The organism is Flavobacterium poyangense (genome assembly GCF_011751075.1).
Lineage (GTDB): Bacteria > Bacteroidota > Bacteroidia > Flavobacteriales > Flavobacteriaceae > Flavobacterium > Flavobacterium poyangense.
In genome coordinates this window covers 1-23450 of record NZ_JAALLN010000011.1, presented here as the reverse complement: position 1 = coordinate 23450, position 23450 = coordinate 1, and the positions used below count along the sequence as shown (strand labels likewise).

Here is a 23450-nt window from a genome sequence, read left to right as displayed (position 1 = left end):
AATTATTGATTCTCTTGCTTTAAAAAGGAACTATTTAACGGTTCAAGACCTAATAAACTATGGCATATTATAGGGAAAATTAGGGAAAAATAGGGAAAAATAGGGAATTTTAGGGAACGTCAAATAATAGTTGCAATAACCTTTGTGAAAGAAATTTAAACAAATAAAATTTATAACAAATGAAAATTGCAACTATTACAGGCGTTACAAAATCGCCAGAATTACAAGTAACAAAAGCAATCGGTGCTTTGATTCTTTCGAGTGATGTGGCTTTATCAGCCTTAACTACTGAAAAAATCAGTATTTACATTGAACGTGGAAACGGTTCGAATGTCATTTTAGCAAATAAAGTTTTGCTTAAAGATTTCATTTTAGCAAGTACTTACGGAACAGAAAACACTCAATCCGATGCTGATAATGCCATGATTGCATTGTGTGAATTAGCAGACGAAGGCTCAATTTATCTTGCAGATAAAGAGAGTATTAAAATTACTCTTGAAGATTTGATTGCAGGTAAACGCTATGATTTGCACGGTATTGAAGAACCACAGCAAACAAACAATTTGTATTTCTTCGAACAAAAATCTGTTGCTTCTGAGGAGTTCAACAAAAAAATTGATGTTCAAGGGTTTGACTTGGCTGTCATGACTGTTGATAATTCAGTAAGTGATTTGTCTTACCAATACTCAAACGGTCAAGTGGTTAAGTATCTTCCTTTTGAATTGCAGACTTTAAGCCGTGATATTGACCCTATCCAAGCTGTGCTTTCAGATGGAAAAGTTGTTCAGGGGTTAACGGATAGATTAACCTTGCCTTTAGTGGCTGTTGTTGGTATCGAAATCAATAAGTCGCAAGGCTCAATTATTAATTTCGTCGTAAGATGTTTAAAAACTGTGTAAAATATGGGATTCTTTAAAAAAATTGGTCAATCCATTAAGAAAAATGTCTCGTTTAAAAACTTGGTAAAAGTTGCGACTACTGCCGTTGGTTTTGTTCCAGGCGTTGGTGAAATTGCACAGCAAGTAATTGGAAAAGTTACTGATGCTGTCGAAGCGAAAAAACTTGCTAAGAAAGCGGAAGCAGAAGGAAAACAAGCGGAAGCTGATTATTGGAATGCTCAAACAAAAGCTTTAGAACAAAGTTCAGCAAATACGGTTGGTGCTGTCGCTGGTGCAGGCGCTAATATTTTTGCAAAAGCTGTAACAACTGGAATTAATGACGGTTTAAGTACTGGTTTTGTTCAGGGTTCAGGTCAGGTTGGTGCTACTGTAGTGAGTTCAACTATTAAGGTTTGGTTTGAGAGAAACTGGAAAATTGTCTTAGGTGCTGTCGCTGGTCTTATTGCATTGATTTGGTTTTTAAGACGTGATAGCAATAATTCAGGAAGAAGAGTTGCTCGAAAAAGATCGTAAGCCGAAAAATTACTATCGAATCTATCTTATTGTATTTCTGATAGATTCGGCAGTAATCATAGTAAAAAAACTGGCTGAAATCATATTATTAATTAAACACATTATAAAGTAATGGCACAAAATAGAAAGAATTCTAATAATCAGAATTACAACAATAATAAACAACAAAGCGTGAAGCATTCAGGCGCAAAGTACACTACTTATATGCCAGTTTCAGGGCCTAATAAAGGTGTTGAACAACACTTAACAACAGGTTGGAGATTGTCTAAAGGAGAATTGATTGCAATCAAATGTGTAACCACGACAAAATCAAATCTTTCAGAAAAAGGTTGGTTTGGTTCTGTAGCATGCACGTTTACTAATACTAAAACTGGTGTTCAATCATTTCATTGGGGAACAATGCAGAAAAACGGCGGTAAAGTGGTAATTGACAGCATGGCGTTTGTAATTAATCCACGTGCGAAAAATGGCGGTTACGCAGGTACATTTATTCGTTCGAACTAATGTTTAAGTTCATATTAAAGTTCCTCCCTCTTATACTACATGAGGGGGTCGATTTACTCAAAGAGCATTTAGAAAAAAGAAAACAATTAAAACAAAATAAGTCATGAAAAATTTGAAAGGAATTGTTTCGATAATTGGTATTATCGTAAAGTACGGTGCGGTTGTAACCGCTATTTTAAAAGGTATTCAGGTTGTATCGGATGAATTAAGCAAGTTAGATTTCGGAAAAGATGAACCTGAAACCCCTGCGAAACCTTTAACTATAGAAGAAAATGAGTAGTTATTTAGGCAGAAAAGAGTTAACACGAGGTATTCGAAATAACAATCCGGGTAACTTGGTTTTGACAAATATCGCTTGGCAGGGAAAAATACCAAATGCACAAAATACAGACAAACATTTTGAGCAGTTTACAGAAGTAAAATATGGTATTCGTGCCATGTTGCGAGATTTGACAAACGATATTGATAAGGGAAAAAATACCGTAAGAAAGCTTATAACCGAATATGCACCCCCATTTGAAAATGATACGCAAAAGTATATTGAGGTTATTTCAAAAGCTGTCGGTTTAGACCCTGACCAAACAATCAAAATTGTAGATGCAAAGTTTTACATGATTATTGCAAGGGCAATTATTAAGCACGAATGCGCTCCCGATCATAATTTAATTTACGATTCAGACATTCAGGATGCTATTGATATTATGGGAGATTATAATCTTGCAAGTGTTACTGTAACGGCTAAAAAGAAATTCAGATTCAATTATTTGATTATTCCAGTACTACTTTTTTTTTATACTGTTTACAGCGTTACAGTCTAAACAAACGCCCAAAACGATAGAAATTATTAATTCAAAATTTAAACAAGATGTTAGATAAAATCAAACTTTTTTACGCAAACAATAAGACTATTGCAAATGTTGTATTAGTTGCTTTAGCAGGATTTTTAGCTTATAAATTATTCAAGAAAAAATAATTATGGCTCAAAGAGAGATAGTTAATAGAACAAAGAGCCAAGCCAATACTGTTTGGCTCTTTGATTTTCTGCAAAAATACTGGCTTTTGTGTGTTGGTATCATTGTGTGTTATCCATTATTGAAAAAATGGTATGCTAAATTCACACAAGATGCTGAGGAAAAAGCTTTAGAAGATGCAGAAAAAGATTTAAAAATTGCTGTTTCTAACCCAATGACAAAAGAAATCGAATTGAACAAAATTACACCTCGTAAAGAAGTTCATAACATAGCAGAATCTTTAGCGGTTTGGTTAGGAACAAATAAGCAGACAAAAGACGCTCCTTGGTACACTTGGATAACTGAACCAATGTCTAATTTCGAAAATGAAAAAGAGACAATTAACGAGTTATTAAAAGTAAGACAAGTTACAACTGTTCCTTTAGTGATTGGCTGTTATTACGTTATAACAAGACGTGATTTAAAAGCCGATTTGAAAAAATATTTATCAACCTCGGACTTGAAAAAAGTTCCGTTATTTAATTAATCCAGTATGAACTTTATTCAATATATAGACGACACTTACGCAGTCAAGGTTAAAGAGATTAATTCATCAGAAGGTTTTTATGTGAATGGTATTCAAACACCATTTTTCATTTTATCAGTATTTATAGATAATAAGCGTGTTAGCGGTGTCGAATTTAGCAATTACGATAGTTTACCTATGCTGTCTGTTATAAATGATTTAGGCAATGTCGATTTAAATGTGATTCCTGAAAATTATTTTGCTACAGCTTTTACAGAAATTTATTTTAATATTCCTTTTGGTGGCGATTCTGCAAGTGTGGAGATTTCAAATTTTAGCGATTTTCAAAAAAAGCCGTTACGGTATTTAAAAAAATATAAATTACCTCAATTTAGATTAGATGGTAGATTTTCGCAGGGTTCAGGTGTCCAATTTGATACTAGGGTGTATTCTATGCTTAGTATTGGAACTGTTCAGGGTGATAACAAATTTTATGTAAATAGTTATACTACTTATTTAAATCATACTCATTTAGATACGGTTTATTATGAAGGGCAAACGGTTAATTATCTTCAAGATGGTTATGATTTGGTTAATAGTTTTCCAGTTCAGAATAATTCTAATATTATTCAATTTGGTGATTTTTATTTGAAAATGAAGACAGACAAAACTTCCTACCCTTATGGTTTGAGGATTGATATTATAACAGATATTCGAACAAATGAGTTTTGGATTACTTTGACTTATGTCGAGCAAGGCACAAGTTTAATCAAAAAAGCAGAATTTGATATTTCAACATTTGTTTGTGTAAACGGTGGTTTTAAAATTAAAAATCTTCTTCAAGATGTAGAGATTCAAATTAGCAACGTTTATGGCTAATACCACACCAACTCCTTACAGCTGTACTATCTTTAATAAAGATAAAAGCATAAGACCAATAAAAGTTGAGTTTTGCAAGTCGATATATTATCTGCATAACTGGTGTAAAAATGTCGGATTTGATTATCACTACATTAATATTTACAACCGAAAAACTGGAAAATACATTTCTCGACAATATTTTAACGAGTATATAATAGATAAGCCTTTGTATTAGTTTACAAAGGCTTATTATGTTTAGTGAATATAATATACACTTTCTAGAGTTTTTAGTAATTCATCATTACTAATAGCTATTATAATTTCTAATCCGCAGTTTAATCTGATTAAAGAATGATCTGGATTTTCTGATGAAGTGCCCGCAGAAAGTATCGCTGTAATGTTGTCTATAAAAATAGTCATTCTTATTTCGTCCCTAGTTCCTCTGATTCTTGCTGAACCGAATGTAATATTTTTCATCTTTTTTATTTTATTAATTATTTACGAATGTACTTAATATTTTTTTTTGAAAGGTATAATTATTTATTCTTTTATAGCAATTGACAAAGTGAAATTAAAATTATTGGCATTATATTTGGATATCTTTAATAATTATAAACTCACAAAAATAAACTACATGAAAAAAATTACTTTATTATTGCTTTTAGCTTTTTCTTTCTCTTATTCGCAAACTACTTTAGAGGAATATAATTATGTTACTAAAGGTTATGCGGAAACAATTTCTAAAGGTTTAGATTTTAAAAAGGGTTACTCTTTAAGTGAAATTTACCATTATACTGATGCTAATTATGATTTTCTGTTTCAGTCTCTAACTAATGATAAAACAAAAAAAACGTCTTGTATAATGGTTATTGCTCATTCTCGTGTTTGGGGTAATAAGTATTATTTGTGTATGCCTATTGGAAATGGTGATTTGGAGAAAAGATATAAAGAGCAGTTGTCACTTTGGGATGCTCCTATATTGTCAGCTTATTCGTTGGCTTTGTCTCAGATATTGACTTATTCTGTTGCATCGGTCGAATAAAACTAAATTTAAGAATAATAAATAAGTCCCAATAAAACGGGACTTTTTTTATGTTCCAAATTTATCTATATTAGATTTCTTCAAAAATAGGGGTTAAAAATGCTGTTGATAAAGTTGTTAACATCTTCTTGGACATACTGCAAATCATACTATAAATTATGAATCAAAATACATCCATTCAAAAAAAAAGCAAAAAAAACTTCTTTCAGACAATGCTGACTACAACGAAAATTTACAAATCAACTACTTAAAAAAATGTATAAGTACAAGTTACGGCAAACTTTTGGTTTGAAATACTTGATTGATTTTCAATTATAGGTTTGAAAGATAACGTCTGATTTACATTAAATTGTGAAATAGCTGCATCAACATTTGCATCAACAATATTTAAAACATAAAATCCAACAATAAATAAAGCCGATAAATCTCTATTTCTTTGAAACTGCTTTTGAGCATTGATTAGCTGATTGTCATTTAAGTTTCTTAAATAATCATCATTATTTAATTTACCCTCTAGTCTATTTTTATATTCATCCCTGTAAGTATTATATTTTTTTTGGCTATCAATACAGAAATAAGCACTTGTACCAATTGCTCCATAAACTAGAGGGATCTTCCAATATTTTTTATTGCAAATTTGACCCAAGCCAGGCAAAATAGTAGAGTAAAAAGCTGCTTTTGCAGGCTTAAGAGGATCGATTTCGGACGATTTTATAGTGTCTTTTAAAGGCATTACACTGGTTTGCCCATAGGTATGAAATAGCCCAAAATACAATAATATCCAAAAAATATATTTTTTTATCACCATTTTAATTTTCAATAAAATACGTTAAAAAAAAAATCTGCTTCGCAAAATATTTTGCGAAGCAGACTCTCGATTATTGTTCTTTGTAAGTCAAATCACAACTCATTTCTCTATGTATTCCTCCAATAGTGGTACTGAAAGTCGCTTTTAATTTACCTCCAACAGGCACATAAGCATTGTTTATTTTTCCTCCTACATATCTAACAGAAACACCTGAACCTGATACATATGGATAGGTAAAAGAATAGTCTCCAATAGCAACAGTATTACTTAGTGCGAAACCAGCAACAGAACTTGGGTCAACAGTAAAAGTACTAGGGCATTCAACAAAACTTCCTGGCATAACAACATGGCCGGTAAATGTTTTTAATTCGGTAAAATATCTAAAAAACTTAACTCCGAAATCATTTCTATGAATTTCTCTTCCAGCAGAATAAAAAGCTTTATATTCTGCATCTACAGCAGCGATTGATCCGGCTACAGATTCGTCACGAATATATTTTCTAGTACCAATATTTTCTCCAGGAACAGAAAAATATTGATCGTAATCCATTTTCTTTCCATTGATTAAAACAATACCTTTTACATTCAACACATTTGATGTTCTGCGATCGAAAATAGTACTAACTACACCAATTTCAGGGTCTTTGATAAGTAAATTTTTATACGTTTTAGTTAAATAAGCAGCCTTCTCAGGATCTACAGCATTTAAAGAGTTTATTTCATCAGCAATACTTTGAATACTAGTGAAATTTAATTGTTTTCTTAACTCATAAATGCTTGAAAGAACTAAGTTATGATAAACTTTTAAACTGTTATAAATCGCTTCGTTTTGTTTTTTAACATCTGATTTATTAGTACTCTTATTAGTGACATTATATCCTTTTAGAGCTTCTTGTCTATTGAAAACAACTAAGACGTTTTTTTCACTTTCAGATTTAATTGCAACAATTTCATCTATTTTTTCTTCCATTTTTATCTCAGAAGAAAAACTCATAACATTTGTCTCTTTTTCAGTTAGTGATTTTGATTCGGCAGATACTTGTTCTTCATTACTACAAGAAACCAAAGCCATGCATAACATAGCCGTAAAATAAATTCTTTTCATTTTTAAAATTCTTATTAATTTAATCTGCCTTTTTTACGTCGAGACAGATTTTTCGACTTAGCTGTAGATCTAAAGTTTAAGGTTAAACGTAATACAGCAGGTTACTAAAATGAATGAAGTTAAATTTGGCGCCAACCTTTAAAATCAGCAGCAAATAAACAACTAAATTTAGTTATATGGAGATATTTTCTCTCAAATATTTTCATATTTTTAGAAAAACACACGTAAAATACTGTAAATTAAAATATTAATTCTTACAAAAATTTCAACTAAATTATTAAGAATTTTATTGTGTGTATAAACAAAGAATACTTACAAAAAAGAAAGGTTAATTTTTAGAGTAAAAACGTATAGAAAAGTTTAAATAATATATTGAGACATTTCGCTAAAAAAGAATCAATAATTAGCTTTAGGGAAACATATTTTAACAAGAAAATACCATGTAATTTAGTACGAAAAATATGTATATATACAGAAGTCTGCGATCTGCCCAATAAAAAATATGCTATTATTGCCAACAACATTACTTAATATTGTTTCTAATTTAGAAGCAAACGGATGTTTTATTAGATTAAGCTGTAGAATTAAAATAAAACTCCTACACCTCATGAAACACTAATAACTAATATAACAATATACGCGTAAATTTTGTTGCGTCAATAACCATTGTACAGATTTACTTATCTTAATCATACAATTTAGTCAACATTGATTCTGACGGAATCAGATCTGAACCGCCTCTTTTGTCAAGCTGAATACGATTATCACTTACATAAAGGATAATACTTGCGGCAATACCATTTTTGCCTTTAAGCTTTACAACCGCTTTCTCACCAAGCGCATATACAAATCCGGTCACGTCCATGATGCCGGTGTTTCGTTTTTCATCACTGTTTATTATTTCAGCAGTACCAAAAATATTAGAATTAGATTGGGCCAGAGTGAGATTAAAAACATATTTTTTGTTGCAGTCCTTGCAATTTTCATTGCTCCAAGCTCCGGTAAACCTATTGGTTTGGGAATAAGTCACACAAGAAATAAATAAAAAAAGTAGACTAATTTTCTTCATTGAAATGGTTCTATAACTAATAACTTTTCAAATATACATCAAAAAAAACCTCTGTAAAATGAATCTACAGAGGTTTTTAAAATGCTTTTTGTATTCGTTTATTTTTTAACGTAAACTGATTTTCCGTTTACAAACAATTCAAATTCTTTTTTATCGTCATAGTAAATAGTCTTGTAATAATCTCCATCAAAAAGAGTTACATCACCGTGGGATTTACCATCTGCTTTTGTAGTGTAATTAAAGGTAACTCTTTTATTATATGGCCCAAGTCCTAAGCTGTACGCTGAAAACGGCGTGCCTCTTAGGTCAAATTCCTGTTTGGAATCAATAATTTTACCATCTGCATAAAAATTTGTGATTTGCTTTGTTAGCGGAATATCAGAATAATATTCGCTGACTTTTTTAAGAAATTCATACTGCTCGGGACTTGTAGTCTCTATTTTTGAAGTAATAGTCTGAGCAAATGAAATTGATGTACAAACAAGCGATAATAATAAAACGTACTTTTTCATAATTTTTAATTTTAGATTAATAATCACATTGCAACTTAACCAGGTTTAAAAATTCGGTCTTTCTATTAAAAAGACTTTAATTACTTAGAAAGATATGAAATCTTTACCTTTGCAAAAAATTTAAAGCCATTTTTTAATATAATGACAACAAAAAAATACATCCAACTGATCCTGATTTTAGGTTCTTTGACAGCTCTTGGCCCATTTTCAATAGACATGTACTTGCCCGGATTCTCAAAAATAGCGGCAGATTTACATACAACTGTGGCTAAGGTTTCTATGAGCTTGTCCAGTTATTTTGTTGGAATTTCTGCAGGACAACTACTTTATGGGCCATTATTAGATCGATTCGGACGAAAAAAACCTTTGTTTGTTGGTTTGATGGTTTATATTTTAGCTTCTCTGGGTTGTGCTTATGTTTCAGATATTGATTCGTTTATTTTTTTAAGATTTATTCAGGCTATCGGAAGCTGTGCCGCAACAGTTGCATCAGTTGCTATGGTTCGTGATTTATTTCCTGCAAAAGACATTCCCAAAGTATTTTCTATGTTAATGCTTGTTGTTGGACTTTCGCCAATGTTAGCGCCTACAATTGGCGGTTATGTAACGGAAGATTACGGATGGCACATGGTATTTCTTATTTTGATGTGCATGGGAATCCTTATTTTAATCGCCTCACAAATTGGTTTGCCAAATTCGTATAAACCAGATGCTTCAATTTCACTAAAACCAAAGCCCATAATTGCAAACTTTTTGATGGTTTTAAAAGAACCACAGTTCTATACTTATGCTTTTACAGGTGCTATCGCATTTTCCGGCTTATTTTCATATGTAGCGGCCTCCCCTATCGTTTTTATGGATATTTACCATGTTGACGCTAAAACATATGGATGGATCTTCGCCTTTATGTCACTTAGTTTTATTGGTTCCAGCCAACTAAATTCTATTTTACTAAAGAAGTTTTCAAGTGAACAAATGATTTTTGGAGCTTTAATTACACAATCTGTTATAAGCATTATATTTCTAATCCTTTCTTTGCAAAACCTCTTGGGGTTGTATGAAACAATTGGAATACTCTTTATCTATCTGGCTTGCTTAGGAATATCGAATCCAAATACTGCCGGACTTACCATGGCGCCTTTCGCAAAAAATGCCGGAAGTGCTTCTGCCTTAATGGGTGCTATTCAGCTTGGTTTAGGCGCATTGGCTTCATTTGCCATAGGGGTTTTTGTAAAAGATTCTATTACTCCGATGGTAGCCATTATGACTACAACAACAATCACGGCTTTTATTGTTTTAAATATCGGAAAACGTTTTATCAAAGAAAAGGTGATACTTTCTGATAAAAATGATATTGTGATTGGGCACTAGGGGGTAAATTCCAAATTTCTAATTTCCAAATTCCAATTTGATCTTAAAGAGTAGCTGTTTCCCGTTGGAGACAGCTACTTTTTGTTTTAACAATAAAGTCTATTCTATTTAAAATGATAGTATCATTGGACACTAGGGGGTAAATTCCAATTTTTTAAATTTCAAATTCCAAGTGCTTTGTCTGTTTACTATCGCTCAAATCTAAATTCCAATATGATTTTAAAGAGAGCTTATTGATAAACACTCTCTTTTTTGAAATGTAAAGTCAAGAGATAATAAACTACCACTCTGTATTTGTTTGTATTCGATTTGCCGTATTTTTCGAAAACGGCATCAATACCTTCGTCTAAGGCCTGACTTTTGGTCAAGCCCAATTTCTTGATTAAAAAATTATTTTTTACCGTTTCCAGTTCTGATAGTTGCGTTCCGGCAATTGTAGCGGAATCATCATTATAAATTGCGGGTCCACAACCTTTTGCGATTTTTGTCAATAATTCCATGTTGGCAACAATACCACATTTCTTTTTTAAATCTTCAGCGTACTTTACAATTAATTCGTCTCTTGTATTCATAATAAAGTTTATAAAAGTTCTGCATTATTCAACAGTACAAAAATACATCTTTATCTTACAAAATAAAAACAATTCCTATTATTTAACACTTATTACCTTATAATACTTAAATCAATTCTTTAAAAAATTGCTTTAAAATACTATCATTTTCAAAAGTTGGCGTAAAAATTTCAAGAAGTACAGGAGCTTCTTGCTCAGCGTAAAGCAATTCAAGACTTTTTGCTAACGAATTTAAATCTGTAGCAGTATGATAACGTAACTTGTACATTTTAGCTAAATGCTCCGCTGTTAGTTGATGTGAAGTTTCGAAATAAGTATTAAAAACCGGTTTCTCCTCATGTCCGGGCAGAATTCTGAAGATCCCTCCTCCTCCATTATTAATCAGGATAATTTTAAAGTTTTTAGGAATATAAGAGTTCCAAAAGGCATTACTGTCGTATAAAAAGCTAATATCTCCTGTGATAAAAATATTTTGTTTTCCACTTCCTACTGCAGCACCAATGGCAGTTGACGTACTTCCGTCAATTCCGCTCGTACCTCTATTACAGAAGACTTCTATAGTAGAATCAATTTCTATTAATTGTGCATATCGAATAGCAGAACTGTTACTAATCTGTAGTTGACTGTTTTTAGGCAAGGATTTTATTACTTTCTCAAAAACTTTAAAATCTGAAAACGGAATCTTATCTAAATACTCTTGTTTTCTTATTTTTCTTAAATCGTATATGTCTTTTATCGTATCAAAATAATCACTTTCCGGATTTTGAGCTTTGGGCAATAAATCTTTGAAAAAATCATTTGGTTCCATTACAAAATGATTCGTTAAAGCATTAAAGGTGTCATAAGCTCTTAAAGTATCAATATGCCAATGGTGTTTGGGTTTGTATTTTCTTAAGAATCCTTTGATTCTTTTTGAAACAATCATACCTCCAAAAGTCACTAACAGATCAGGATGAAAGTCCTTAAATTCAGCATCATCAAAAGGAGTAATTAAAGTATCAATGCTATTAATAAAACTCGAATGATGAAGATTCGAAGTTGTTTCTGTCAATACCACAACCGAAGGGTCATTGGCCAGATTTTCAATTACTTCCTTTTCAATTGTGTTGGTTTCATTTACACCAACCATAATTAATTTTCGTTTGGTTGAATTCCAAATCGAAACAATTTCTTCCGCGTTTTCTATGTTTTTAGTCGCTGTTAAAGGCTCCGGATTTGTGATTTCAGAGTGTACCGAAAGTACGTCAACGGTTTCGTACAAAGGCTCTTCAAAAGGGGCATTGATATGTGCAGGTCCTTTTTGGGAAATGGCAGTATCAATGGCGGTATTGATTTTTAAATCGTTTTCAACCGAAGCTTCTTCTGTCAAATTAGCATTAAAAACCGAATGATTTTCAAACACATTTTGTTGTCTGATGGTTTGCCCGTCTCCGATATCAATCTTGCTTTGCGGACGGTCAGCCGAAATTACAATTAAGGGGATCTGACTGTAAAAAGCTTCTGCAACTGCCGGATAATAATTTAGTAATGCCGATCCTGAAGTACAAACAATTGCAGTTGGCTTTTTAGTTTGCTGTGCTATTCCCAAAGCAAAAAAAGCTGCACATCGCTCATCTGCAATACTGTAACAGGTAAAATTAGGGTTTTGGGCAAATCCAATTGTTAAAGGAGCGTTTCTTGATCCCGGAGAAATTATAATATTGGTGATTCCTTTTAGCAAAAAAATCTCAATGATGCTTTGAGCAAGCGGTATTTTGGGGTAAATCATTCTTATAACGTATTATTTTTTTTAAGAAAATCAGTAACTTTCTATACTACAAAGTTACAAACTTCAACCTTCATACAACTTATAAAGAATAAGATATTAAGACAAGTTTTAGAAAAAGAGGATATATTTGTAAAAGCGAACCTATTGGATGCAATTATTTTTTGAACTATAAAATCGTAGTTTTAAAAACGAAATTATGTTTCTATCATACTTGGTATACTTTTTACCAATTGCATTACACAATTTAAAAGCTTTTTTTGACTAAAACCAGACTCTTTATGCGAACTCTATATTGGCTTTTTCTTTTTATTACACTTCAAACTGTAAATTCACAGAATCAGTTTGTTCCGGATGATATTACTTACAAAACAGGTCTCGAGAATGCTAAAAAAGAAAACAAGTCTCTTTTTGTAATGCTTTATGCGGATTGGTGTCCACATTGCAACCAAATGAAAAAAGAGGTCTTTAGTGATCCGACGGTAATGGACTTTTTAAAAAAGAATTATGTATGCGTTTGGTTAAATATTGAAAAAGAAGAAGGGAAAATTCTTCAGAAAAAATTCAACACCAAATCATTACCTACCTTTTTGTTTTTAGATACTAATGAAACTCTTCTTTACAATTTAAAAGGCGAAATGAAAACAGCAGCATTTATGACAGATGCTCATAATGCTTTAAATCCGAAGCTGCAATTGCCTTACTTAGAGCAAGATTTTTTAGCTGACCCGAGCAATTCAACAAAATTCTTTGCTTATTTGTACACATTAAGAAAAGGAAAAGACAGAACCGATCTGTCTCCGGCTACACATACGTATCTCAATACACAATCGGATGCGCAGTTGGTTAGTGAAACCAACTGGCGTGTTATCGCCAATGGGGTTACGGATATTAACTCCAGAGAATTTCAATATGTTTTAAATCATCAGAAAGAATTTGCTGCTGTAGCTTCGCAAAACCGTATTGATCGTAAAGTGGTGAGTATTGTCAGTGAATTACTGCGTCCTCTGGTTGATAATTTAGATACGGTAAATTATTACAAACAAAGGGAAGTTGCCAAGTCGATCCGATTGCAAAAAACCGATTCTTTGGTCTTTAAATTTGATCTGACTTTGGCTGAACGAACTGAAAAATGGCAATTTTATAAAAAAGTGACACTGGAAGACACACAAAAACTGGTTTGGAATGATGCTTCTTTTCTTAAAGATATTGGACAAACCTATCTCAAACATATAAACGATAGTGATGCTTTAAAAAAAGCTATTTTCTGGGTAAATCATTCTTTAGAACTCAATGATTCTTATGATGGGAACTTACTCGTAGCCCGGCTTTACAATAAAATAAAAGATAAAAAATCAGCTCTGAAATACGCAAAAAAGGCAAAAATAATCTGTTCTGAAATGACCTGGAGCACAAAAGATGTTGATGCTTTGCTGGCTGAATTAGGTACGAAATAGTACTTAAAAATTCAAAAAACAACTATGGATGTACTACTTAGACCTGCTACAAGAAACGATTTAAAGGAAATTCTCGATATTGTAAATTATTCAATTTTGAATACCACTGCTAATTATAGCTATGATGTGCAAACATTAGAAGAACAAACAAAATGGTTTGAGAACAAACAAACAAAAAATCTTCCGGTCATTGTTGCTGATCTCGATGGAAAAGTTGTTGGATTTGGAAGTTACGGTCCTTTTAGAGAAAAAATTGGATACCAATATACAATTGAACATTCTGTTTATGTTGTTGACAACGTGATTGGAAAAGGAATTGGTTCTAAATTGCTAACTGAAATTATTCAATTAGCAAAAGAACAAGGGTATCACGTCATGATTGGGGCTATTGATGCTGATAATGCGGGAAGTATTGCTTTTCATGAAAGATTTGGCTTTGTGGTAACTGGAACGATTCGAGAAGTTGGTTACAAATTTGATCACTGGCTTGACTTGGTTTTTATGCAATTGCTCTTAAAGTAATTTTTTTGTTTCACGCAGATTTAGGGGATTTTCATTAAATATAATTTCAATATATATGAAACAAATACTACTGCTTATTTTTATTTTTAGCTCAATCACTGTCCATTCACAAATAAATTCAAAAAGAATCATACTAACTCCTAAAGAGTTGACTGTAAAACAATTTATCCAACTTTTTACTAAAAAATATAATCCAAATAGTCCCTTAAATTTTATAACATTGTCTGGTGATTTTCCAGAAAACTGGGTGAAACCTGATGATATAGCCTATTTAATAAGTATTCTTGATTCTAAGAAAAAATGTTGTGGTTATATGAATGTTTTTTCTTCCTTTATTTCTTCTGATAATGCCGAAGTTGGGGGTTTCGCTTTATTATTTTTAAAATCGTATAAAACAAACACAAGGATTAATTTAGGCTTAAATTCAAATCCAAAGGCAGATAAGGTAGAAGCAAAAATGTATAAAGATTGGTACTATAAGAGTATTAAATTGTAAACTTCTCATGATATAAAATAAACAATCATTTGTATTTCTTTCACGTAGATTTAGGGGATTTAGCTGATTTTTAGAGGGTCCCTTTGTGTTTGTTTTAACCGCAAGGCACGCAAGGATTTTGTTTGTAGTGAACGCAAGGTTCGCAAAGTTATACGTTGTTTTTAATCTTTGCGAACCTTGCGCAAAACCTTTGTGTACCTTGTGGTTAAAACAAACTGTGCATAAAAAAATCCACAAACTCACAGCAATGCAAACTTATGGATTTTTAGTGAAAAATTATTTTTTCTTAGCTTTTTATCCAATTGATGATTTCAGGATCTGTAGGTAAGGTTCTTGGTTTGATCACTTTTACCAGTTCTCCCTTTTCGTTGATTAGGTATTTTTGAAAATTCCATTCCACTTCTGAATCTTCTACACCGTTTTTAGCTTTTTGTGTTAAGAATTTATATACCGCACACATATCATCCCCTTTTACAGAAACTTTATCCATCATTGGAAAAGTTACTCCGTAATTTTGCTGACAAAAAGCACCTATTTCTTCGTTTGTACCCGGCTCCTGTGAAGCAAAATTATTTGCAGGGAAGCCTACAATCACAAAGCCTTTGTCTTTGTATTCTTTGTAAATGGCTTCAAGATCTTTGTACTGAGGCGTTAATCCGCATTTTGAAGCAGTATTTACAATCATTATTTTTTTTCCTTTTAAAGAGGCGAAATCAAAAGGATTACCTGATAAATCTTCTACTTTAAACTGATAAATAGTTTCTTTTGCCATAACATGATCCGTTTTAGGAGTTTTTGTTTTATTTGTTTGTGCCTGATTTTGGCAGCTAAATAAAAATAGCGCGCCATAAACCATAAATAATACTTTTTTCATCGTTGTAATTTTTTATAAAATTAATCAAAAACAGTTTTATTGGTACTTATATTTTGTATTAAACATAAGTTAAATAAAAAAACGAAGCCTAACGTTAATCAGGCGTTAGGCTTCTCCCCATACAAACAAATCAAACCATGAAATTTGAATCTTTTTCTCTTTTAATAAAATCAGGCGCCATCGTAGTGTAATTTTCTCCTTCGGAAACATCTTCACCTTTAATGGCTTATAATCGGCGCCTAATTTTCGGAAGTTATAACAGTACAATCATCCTTAAAATGCAGACTGTTTGACTTCCGCCCCAAATACTACTTAGTTACTAATTCAAAGTATTTTCTCTTAGTTTATTACTTTCTTTGCTTTTACACTACAACGGAAAAATTTAAATCCATCACCTGATAATGCATCTTCACTTGCTTAAAATGACTCTTACTAAAATTTGCAAGTGCCAAAACACTTGTTAATCCTACAATCAATATCTTTAGATTATTCCATTTTGTCATAGCTTATAATTTTATAAGATTTAACCCGTAATTTAATACGTTAAAAATGCACGTTTAATTCTCTTTTCAATAAACAAAAACAATCAAGCCTAATAAATTTTGCAAGAAATCTCAATCTCTTTGCTATATGACGTGATATTTTTTACATGTCATATTAGCATTTACGTAATTGGTTTGCTTTTGGTTTTAAAAAAAGTAAAAAAAAATAATATTTTTTCCAGAAACTTTATTTTACTAAGGATAAGCCTGTTAAAATAATTATCATTTGCAAAAAAAAATAAATTATCTTTATCTCAGGTAATAGAAAGATTTTCAAAAAATTTTGTTTAAGCTTAAAAATCCCATCCTATGAGTCAAGAAGAATTATTAGTTTTAATTTACAAGAAAGACGAAAGAGCCTTTACCCATCTCTACGATATGTATTCGAAAAGTTTATTTTCGGTCATTAACGTTCTAATTAAAAATCGTGAAGAAGCTGAAGATGTTTTGCAGGAGGTTTTTGTCAAAATCTGGAAAAACATCGATTCGTATAATGAAAGCAAAGGTCGTTTTTACACCTGGATCCTTAATATTGCAAGGAATACGTCTATCGATAAGCTGAGATCCAAAAATTTTAATAACAGCAAAAAAAACCTTTCTTCCGATAATTTCGTAAATCTGTTAGATGACAGTAATAAGTTAATCAACAAAATTGATACAATTGGTATTCAGGAATTTGTAAAAAAATTAAAGCCAAAATGTATTGAAATAATTGATTTACTATTTTTTAAAGGATACACCCAACAAGAAGCATCAGAAGAATTGGCGATGCCGCTGGGGACTATCAAAACGCAAAACAGAAACTGTATTAACGATTTACGTAATTATTTAAAAATATAATGGAAGCACAAGAGTATATTGAATCAGGAATTCTGGAATTATACGTTTACGGTTTATTAACCGAAAAGGAAAATCTGGAAATAGCCGAACTGGCTAAAAGTAACTCCGAAGTAGATCAGGAAATTCTTTCCATTGAGAAAGCTATTGTGGCTTTATCATCTAGTTTTTCTCCTTTTCATTCGGTATCTAATTTTGAAGAAATTAAAGCTCGTCTAGAGCTTAAGCACAGCAAAGTTGTCGACATCAAACCAGCAGCAAACTGGTCCCAATATGTGGGGTGGGCAGCAGCTGTCTTACTGCTTTTAGGCCTTGGATACCAAACTTTGGAATTGACCAAAACTAAAGAAGCGATCTCTACTGTTGGCAATGAAAAAAACAAAATTGAAAGAGAATTTGCTTATTTAGATCAGCAAAACAAAGAAACAGAAAAGAGTTTAACTATTGTAAGAGATATTAAAAACACCGGTGTTACACTTGGTGGTCAGGCCGTTTCTCCAACGTCGTTTGCAAAAGTATACTGGAATAAGGATACCAAAACAACTTATATTGACGCTGCAGGGTTACCAAAACCCCCAAAAGGAATGGTATATCAGGTATGGGCTCTGAAATTAAGTCCCGTACTAACGCCTACCAGCATTGGTCTATTGAGTGATTTTGAAGGCAATAACCAAAAAATATTTGCTGTGGATCAAACCGTCTCAGCAGAAGCCTTTGGTATAACACTTGAACCTGCGGGAGGAAGTTTAACCCCAACAATGACACAATTGTATACTTTAGGAAAAGTTTAAAAAGTTAACTTACTATTCATCAAACGCATATTAATCAGTTTAATATGCGTTTATTTATTATTTTAGATTGTAATTAATCAAAAAAACTAAATCATGAATGGAAATTTACTTTTAAGAATTGCAGTAGCTATTATTCTCCTCACTCATTCTGTGTTCGGAATGTTTAATAATGGTATTAATGATTTTGGCAATTTATATCTCAATCAAATTGGTTTTGCGCCTTTTGGTGTAGCGCTGGCCTGGTCTATTAAACTATCGCATGTCATTGCTGCGGTGTTATTGCTTTTAAATAAATATATAAAATTAGCCGGATTTGTGACTATACTAATTCTTGTTATGGGAATTATTTTAATACACTTTCAGGAAGGCTGGTTTGTAGTTGGTGGCGGAAGAAATGGTATGGAATATAATTTTTTACTCATTGTGGTGCTTCTGGCTATTATGTGTCCGAATGGTATTAAGAAGGATAAAGCTTAAAACAAGATTTGTTCTAAGCTTTATTCAACTATAAATAAAAAGGGTTCAACGTAATAATTGAACCCTTTTTTATTATTTATTTTTATAATACTTGCGATACTTTGGATAGGTCACAGCACCAATCAATGTAATCACGCCTAAAGAATACCAAATCCAACTTAGCGAATGGGCTTCTCCACTTGCGTAAGAGTGTAAACCAACTAAGTGGAAATTAACTCCGTAATACGTAAACAATATCGAAACGAAAGCATACATACTCATCAAATTAAAGATCCATTTTCCTCTTAGTGCAGGTACAAAACGGGCATGAATCACAAAGGCATATAACATAATTGAGATTAAAGCCCAGGTTTCTTTAGGATCCCATCCCCAATAACGTCCCCAGCTTTCATTGGCCCATTGTCCTCCAAGGAAGTTTCCGATTGTTAACATAATCAAGCCAATGGTTAAAGCCATTTCGTTGATATAGGTAATTTCTTTGATGTTTAAACTCATTTTTGCTTTGTTCTTTTCTGTAGTAAAGAAAATCAACACTAGAGCCACAAAACCTAAGATCATTGCTAATGCGGTAGGACCATAACTTCCTACAATTACTGCAACGTGAATCATTAACCAATAAGAGTTAAGAACAGGCTGTAAATTGGCAATTTCCGGATCGATCCAATTCATATAAGCGGCCATCAAAATCATGGCGGTAACAAAAGCAGAAGAAGCAACTGTTAATTTTGATTTTCTATCAAAAGCCAATCCAAAGAACATCGTTGACCATGCTACATATATAATCGATTCATAAGCATTACTCCATGGTGCGTGACCGGAAATATACCAACGCGCAATTAATCCTAAGGTATGAAGTGCAAATAGCAGTCCTACCATAACATGAAAAGCATTTACGGTAATACGAAGCCATTTTTTCTCAAAAAAGATATTTACAATTGTAAAAAAGAACATCAATAAAGAAACTGTTATATACCAGTACGGAAGCTTTTTGAAAACATCGTATTTGTTATAGGCAATTTCGGCATCAATTTTTTGCTCGGTTGGACGTACTTTACTACCAAACTTCTTTTGAAAACCATTAATACTTTCAACCAGCTGATCTGCCGTAGAAAAATTCCTCGAAATAGAGCCGTTATTTAAGGCACTAAAATACATTGGAACAATTTGGCTAACATAGGTAGAATCCATTCCTTTAAATCCTCCTTGCTGTCTTTCTAAATACGAAACCCATTTATGATTTGGATCATTAGGAATTGGAAATATTTTCAGAATACTGCCACTTAAAGCAGATTCCATTAAATTAACCCTTTTATCTGTTTCTATAAAATCTTTCTCAAACTGATTCGGGTTTGCGGCTTTGTAAGCTGCATCCAGATAGGGTGAAAGTTTATAATTTCCGTTAGCGTCAAAAAACTGTACAAACGCAGCACGTTTGGCTTCTTTTTCAACACCGATAATTTTACGAATACTGTCATTTCCGGATCTTAGATGAATAAGAGGAACCTGAATCCATACCTGAGCATATTGTGTTATTGACAGGAATACCTGATCCGAATTCATTCCGTTATACGTATCGCTCTGACTTACTTTTCTCAATAACTCAGATGAAAAAGTATTAACGGGTTTCATTCTTCCTCCTGCGTCCTGAATGATCAGACGACCAAATTTAGCAGCGTGAGCTTCAGGTGCTTTATATATGGTCAGCAAAGAATCTAATTGCTTCTGACTTGGTGGGGCTGTGACATGATTAGCGTGATCATTTGGATCTTTGCTATGAGCGTGTTCGTGTTGGTGTCCCGGAGTATGAACATGTGGTGCTTCTTGTGCAAAACCATTCAGACTCAATAATAGAATTAAAACAGTAATCAGTTTCTCTTTTTTCTTTTTTACCGACTCTAATTTACGTTTCAAGTCTCCAAAACGAGAGTGCTTGGTAAACATAATAGCCATTAAGCCTATATATAACATAAAATATCCGAAATAGGTAATATTTGTTCCCCAAAAATCATGATTTACAGACAATACAGTTCCTTTTTCGTCAGGATCAAATGAAGACTGAAAGAAACGGTATCCTTTATGATCTAAAACGTGATTCATATAAATAGCAGCATCAAATGTTTCTGCAGAGTCCTGAACAGTTACTTTACTTTCAAATGCAGAATAACTTTTCTCTGTCCCTGGATATTTTGTTGCGATAAAATCGTTTAATTTTACTTTGAAAGGCAAAACATAAGCTTTACTTCCGTAAAACAACGAATACTCAATATTGCCGATCTTAACCGTTTTTGGTTCTCCAACACTTCCTTTAGAGCCTAAAAGTGTAACTTCTTTCTCCTGCCCATCTGCTTTTACTTTTACAATTAAAGCATCATGATGACTTTTGGCTTTATAATCATTATTTGATTCATAAGCAATAGTTCCCTTCATAGCAGGATCCGGAAATACAATTCTGATATCACCAATACTGTATAACGAACGCATCATCAAAGGCTGTACGTTGTCTTTGGTAACTTTTCCTTGCAATTTATCTGCCATTCGCATAAAATTACCTTCGAATGGAGTCTGAATGGTATATTTCTCACCGGTAGTATTAATGTTGATTGCTCCTGCTGTAGGTTTATTCAAAGCAAACAAAACGTTGTGAATGTTCTGAACTTCTCCTTCTTTAAGGTAATGCTCTTCACGTCCTCCCGATCCGGCTTCAACCATTTTGATGTATAAAATTCCTTTTGGATCCGGTTTTACAACCTCTTTTGCTCCCATAATGTAGTTTTCGTAAGTAACTTCAAAAGGAGTTTCATCAAACTTACCTGAAATAGAGAAATCATTATTGGTAGCAGGAGATAATAAAAGGCTTTTTTCAAAAACTCTTCGTCTCATTTCTCCTTTGTACTCTCCGTCAGCAAAAACGGTTAAGAACGTTTTGTCAGAGTAAATTTGGTTCTCGGCAGCCCCTTCACGAATGGGCATCATTCCTTCATAACTGATATAACGGGTTATAAAGGCACCTAAAAGAATAAAAATAAAGGCAATATGAAGCAATAAAGTAGCCCATTTTTCCTTTTTTAAAAGTTGGTAACGTTTAATGTTTCCGATAAAGTTGATCATAAAAAAGACCATTATCGCTTCAAACCACCAGGTATTGTAAATTAAAATTCGGGCTGTGTCAGTATTGTACTTACTTTCAATAAAAGTTCCGGTACCCATTGCTATAGCAAATGTTAAAAAAAGAACAGCCATTAATCGTGTAGAAAACAAAAAAGAGAATATTTTTTTATCCATTTTTAAGGAATTACATTGTATAAAAGTGCCACAAAAGTACTTAAAAATGTTGATTTGAGTAACTGTTAATTGTTAATAAAAACCAAATATGAAACGGTAAATTCAATCAATTTAACAAAAAGCAGAGACTAAATTTCACAAAATGATACGAACTCTTATTTTGTACCATTTTTTCAGGGCTGTGGCTTATACTGATTAATCAAAAATCTCAGACAAATACAAAGTTTAAAAAATTAATAACAAAACTTGGCAACTTGGCGGCTTCACGAGAAATACTCCCCTTTTTCAAAATCATAATAAAAAAATAATGCTAATTTTGCGGCATGATTCGAATAACAATAATTGGTTCGGGAAATGTTGCCCAGCATTTGATAAAGGCTTTTACTAAAAGTGACCTTGTTGAGATAGTACAGGTATTTTCCAGAAAAAAAGAAGTTTTGTCTTCTTTAATTGATTTTGACAAAATTGTAAATGATTTTGAAAGTTTAAAAGAAGCCGATTTATATATCATTGCTGTTTCAGATAAAGCCATTGCTGATGTTTCAAAGCAATTGCCTTTTCAAAACCGCATTGTCGTTCACACTTCGGGGACGGCTTCACTTGATGTTTTAGACGTTAAAAACAGAAAAGGTGTCTTTTATCCGCTACAGACATTTTCTAAAACTAAAGAGCTTGATTTTTCGACTGTTCCGGTATGCCTGGAAGCTGAGAATTCTTATGATTACAAGGTATTAGAAAGGGTTGCCAAAAGTATTTCAACAGCAGTTTTCTTAATTAATTCAGAACAGCGAAAAGCGCTGCATGTTTCAGCTGTTTTTGTCAATAATTTTACCAATCATTTATATCAAATCGGACAGGAAATTTGTGAAGAACACCATGTCCCTTTTGCCATCTTAAAGCCTTTGATTCAGGAAACTGCCGAAAAAATAAAAACATTAAACCCGATCGATGCTCAAACGGGGCCTGCAAAACGTCATGACTCCAATACAATTGACGCACATTTAGCCTATTTAACCAACGAGAAACAAAAAAACATTTATACTATAATAACACAATCTATACAGAATAATGACAAAAAATTATAAAGAAATAATGAATGACATCACTACGTTTGTTTTTGATGTTGATGGTGTACTTACTGACAGTTCGGTTTTTGTTACCAATGAAGGAGAAATGCTTCGTACCATGAACATTCGTGATGGTTATGCCATGAAAGCGGCAGTAGAAAGTGGCTATAATGTTTGCATTATTTCCGGCGGAAGCAATGAAGGCGTTCGTGTTCGTTTACGTAATTTAGGCATCAAAGACATTCATTTAGGAACTCCGGATAAAGTAGAAACTTTCAAAGAATATACTGACACTTACAACATTAAACCTGAACAGGTATTGTACATGGGAGATGATATTCCTGATTTCCATGTAATGAAATTAGTAGCATTACCTACCTGCCCTCAGGATGCAAGCCCGGAGATCAAAAACATTTGCCGTTATGTGTCTCATGTAAAAGGAGGAAAAGGTGCTGTCCGTGATGTTATCGAGCAAGTAATGAAAGTACAAGGAAAATGGACACAACATTTTAGTGGCAAACACGATTAAGGAGATTTTAGATTTTAGATTTTAGATTTTAGATTTTAGATTTTAGATTTTAGATTTTAGATTTTAGATTTTAGATTTT

General features: G+C 32.5%; 26 protein-coding genes. 17 read left to right on the top strand and 9 right to left on the bottom strand.

The annotated features are described in order from the left end of the window. Window positions 1-179 precede the first annotated feature (179 nt). The 7 genes from G3A47_RS16075 (at window position 180) to G3A47_RS16045 (ending at window position 4271) form a co-directional block, all read left to right on the top strand. The gene (locus G3A47_RS16075) at window positions 180-899 is read left to right on the top strand and encodes a hypothetical protein (RefSeq protein WP_166924141.1); all 720 of its coding nucleotides are present in this window, start codon (window positions 180-182) and stop codon (window positions 897-899) included. A gap of 3 nt (window positions 900-902) precedes the next feature. Next, window positions 903-1412, top strand: a complete 510-nt coding sequence (locus G3A47_RS16070) for a hypothetical protein (protein ID WP_166924139.1) — start codon at window positions 903-905, stop codon at window positions 1410-1412. Window positions 1413-1523: 111 nt separating this feature from the next. Further along, complete coding sequence (locus G3A47_RS16065; protein ID WP_166924137.1) at window positions 1524-1916, top strand: hypothetical protein; 393 nt, start codon at window positions 1524-1526, stop codon at window positions 1914-1916. A 103-nt stretch (window positions 1917-2019) separates the two neighbouring features. Continuing rightward, window positions 2020-2196 (top strand): hypothetical protein, encoded by a 177-nt coding sequence (locus tag G3A47_RS16060; RefSeq protein WP_166924136.1) that lies wholly within the window; start codon window positions 2020-2022, stop codon window positions 2194-2196. Further along, a complete protein-coding gene (locus G3A47_RS16055) occupies window positions 2189-2734 on the top strand; it encodes a hypothetical protein (RefSeq protein WP_208328373.1) in 546 nt (181 codons plus the stop codon). Before G3A47_RS16060 ends, G3A47_RS16055 begins: the two co-directional genes overlap by 8 nt. Before the next feature lie 157 nt (window positions 2735-2891). Further along, a complete protein-coding gene (locus G3A47_RS16050) occupies window positions 2892-3413 on the top strand; it encodes a hypothetical protein (protein WP_166924134.1) in 522 nt (173 codons plus the stop codon). A 6-nt stretch (window positions 3414-3419) separates the two neighbouring features. Continuing rightward, window positions 3420-4271 carry a hypothetical protein gene (locus G3A47_RS16045; RefSeq protein WP_166924132.1) on the top strand — a complete coding sequence of 284 codons (852 nt, stop codon included), beginning with the start codon at window positions 3420-3422 and terminating at the stop codon, window positions 4269-4271. A 237-nt stretch (window positions 4272-4508) separates the two neighbouring features. Here the strand turns inward: G3A47_RS16045 and G3A47_RS16040 are convergent, their stop codons facing one another. Then, window positions 4509-4730, bottom strand: coding sequence for a hypothetical protein (locus tag G3A47_RS16040; protein ID WP_166924131.1), 222 nt, complete (start codon window positions 4728-4730; stop codon window positions 4509-4511). 157 nt (window positions 4731-4887) lie between these two features. Between G3A47_RS16040 and G3A47_RS16035 the strand changes: the two genes are divergently transcribed. Next, window positions 4888-5295, top strand: a complete 408-nt coding sequence (locus G3A47_RS16035; RefSeq protein ID WP_166924129.1) for a hypothetical protein — start codon at window positions 4888-4890, stop codon at window positions 5293-5295. A gap of 247 nt (window positions 5296-5542) precedes the next feature. On the opposite strand, the gene G3A47_RS16030 is transcribed toward G3A47_RS16035, so the two are convergent. From G3A47_RS16030 to G3A47_RS16015, 4 genes are all read right to left on the bottom strand, one after another. Further along, the gene (locus tag G3A47_RS16030; RefSeq protein ID WP_409994010.1) at window positions 5543-6115 is read right to left on the bottom strand and encodes a DUF5683 domain-containing protein; all 573 of its coding nucleotides are present in this window, start codon (window positions 6113-6115) and stop codon (window positions 5543-5545) included. 58 nt (window positions 6116-6173) lie between these two features. Beyond that, window positions 6174-7208, bottom strand: a complete 1035-nt coding sequence (locus tag G3A47_RS16025) for a hypothetical protein (protein WP_166924127.1) — start codon at window positions 7206-7208, stop codon at window positions 6174-6176. 685 nt (window positions 7209-7893) lie between these two features. Further along, entirely contained in the window at window positions 7894-8277 is a 384-nt protein-coding gene (locus G3A47_RS16020; protein WP_166924125.1) for a hypothetical protein, read from the bottom strand. Between the two features lie 98 nt (window positions 8278-8375). After that, window positions 8376-8789 (bottom strand): hypothetical protein, encoded by a 414-nt coding sequence (locus tag G3A47_RS16015; RefSeq protein WP_166924123.1) that lies wholly within the window; start codon window positions 8787-8789, stop codon window positions 8376-8378. Between the two features lie 141 nt (window positions 8790-8930). Between G3A47_RS16015 and G3A47_RS16010 the strand changes: the two genes are divergently transcribed. Further along, the gene (locus tag G3A47_RS16010; RefSeq protein WP_166924121.1) at window positions 8931-10160 is read left to right on the top strand and encodes a multidrug effflux MFS transporter; all 1230 of its coding nucleotides are present in this window, start codon (window positions 8931-8933) and stop codon (window positions 10158-10160) included. Between the two features lie 230 nt (window positions 10161-10390). Here the strand turns inward: G3A47_RS16010 and G3A47_RS16005 are convergent, their stop codons facing one another. Then, a complete protein-coding gene (locus G3A47_RS16005) occupies window positions 10391-10732 on the bottom strand; it encodes a DUF2853 family protein (RefSeq protein ID WP_166924119.1) in 342 nt (113 codons plus the stop codon). A 106-nt stretch (window positions 10733-10838) separates the two neighbouring features. Beyond that, a complete protein-coding gene (gene menD, locus G3A47_RS16000) occupies window positions 10839-12500 on the bottom strand; it encodes a 2-succinyl-5-enolpyruvyl-6-hydroxy-3-cyclohexene-1-carboxylic-acid synthase (RefSeq protein WP_166924117.1) in 1662 nt (553 codons plus the stop codon). Between the two features lie 278 nt (window positions 12501-12778). Here menD and G3A47_RS15995 point away from each other — a divergent pair, with 278 nt between their 5' ends. The 3 genes from G3A47_RS15995 to G3A47_RS15985 are packed head-to-tail and all read left to right on the top strand — an operon-like array spanning window position 12779 to window position 14972. Then, window positions 12779-13954 carry a thioredoxin family protein gene (locus G3A47_RS15995; RefSeq protein ID WP_166924115.1) on the top strand — a complete coding sequence of 392 codons (1176 nt, stop codon included), beginning with the start codon at window positions 12779-12781 and terminating at the stop codon, window positions 13952-13954. A 24-nt stretch (window positions 13955-13978) separates the two neighbouring features. Beyond that, window positions 13979-14476: a GNAT family N-acetyltransferase gene (locus G3A47_RS15990; protein WP_166924113.1), complete on the top strand. Its 498-nt coding sequence runs from the start codon at window positions 13979-13981 to the stop codon at window positions 14474-14476. A gap of 55 nt (window positions 14477-14531) precedes the next feature. Then, on the top strand, window positions 14532-14972 hold the full coding sequence (locus G3A47_RS15985) for a hypothetical protein (protein ID WP_166924111.1): 441 nt from the start codon (window positions 14532-14534) through the stop codon (window positions 14970-14972). A gap of 286 nt (window positions 14973-15258) precedes the next feature. Here G3A47_RS15985 and G3A47_RS15980 read toward each other — a convergent pair whose 3' ends face one another. Continuing rightward, window positions 15259-15846, bottom strand: coding sequence for a glutathione peroxidase (locus G3A47_RS15980; RefSeq protein WP_166924109.1), 588 nt, complete (start codon window positions 15844-15846; stop codon window positions 15259-15261). 851 nt (window positions 15847-16697) lie between these two features. On the opposite strand from G3A47_RS15980, the gene G3A47_RS15975 reads away from it, so the two are divergent. The 3 genes from G3A47_RS15975 to G3A47_RS15965 all read left to right on the top strand — a co-directional run bounded on the left by G3A47_RS15975 (window position 16698) and on the right by G3A47_RS15965 (window position 18493). After that, window positions 16698-17228 (top strand): RNA polymerase sigma factor, encoded by a 531-nt coding sequence (locus tag G3A47_RS15975; protein WP_166924107.1) that lies wholly within the window; start codon window positions 16698-16700, stop codon window positions 17226-17228. Next, complete coding sequence (locus tag G3A47_RS15970) at window positions 17228-18016, top strand: anti-sigma factor (protein ID WP_166924105.1); 789 nt, start codon at window positions 17228-17230, stop codon at window positions 18014-18016. The genes G3A47_RS15975 and G3A47_RS15970 overlap by 1 nt, the downstream gene beginning before the upstream one ends. A gap of 93 nt (window positions 18017-18109) precedes the next feature. Next, window positions 18110-18493: a DoxX family protein gene (locus G3A47_RS15965; protein WP_166924103.1), complete on the top strand. Its 384-nt coding sequence runs from the start codon at window positions 18110-18112 to the stop codon at window positions 18491-18493. Window positions 18494-18565: 72 nt separating this feature from the next. On the opposite strand, the gene ccsA is transcribed toward G3A47_RS15965, so the two are convergent. Beyond that, window positions 18566-21775, bottom strand: coding sequence for a cytochrome c biogenesis protein CcsA (gene ccsA / locus G3A47_RS15960; RefSeq protein WP_166924101.1), 3210 nt, complete (start codon window positions 21773-21775; stop codon window positions 18566-18568). 323 nt (window positions 21776-22098) lie between these two features. Between ccsA and G3A47_RS15955 the strand changes: the two genes are divergently transcribed. Both G3A47_RS15955 and G3A47_RS15950 read left to right on the top strand, forming a co-directional pair. Then, complete coding sequence (locus G3A47_RS15955; RefSeq protein WP_166924093.1) at window positions 22099-22860, top strand: Rossmann-like and DUF2520 domain-containing protein; 762 nt, start codon at window positions 22099-22101, stop codon at window positions 22858-22860. Beyond that, window positions 22844-23371, top strand: coding sequence for a KdsC family phosphatase (locus tag G3A47_RS15950; protein ID WP_166924091.1), 528 nt, complete (start codon window positions 22844-22846; stop codon window positions 23369-23371). The genes G3A47_RS15955 and G3A47_RS15950 overlap by 17 nt, the downstream gene beginning before the upstream one ends. Window positions 23372-23450: the final 79 nt, after the last annotated feature.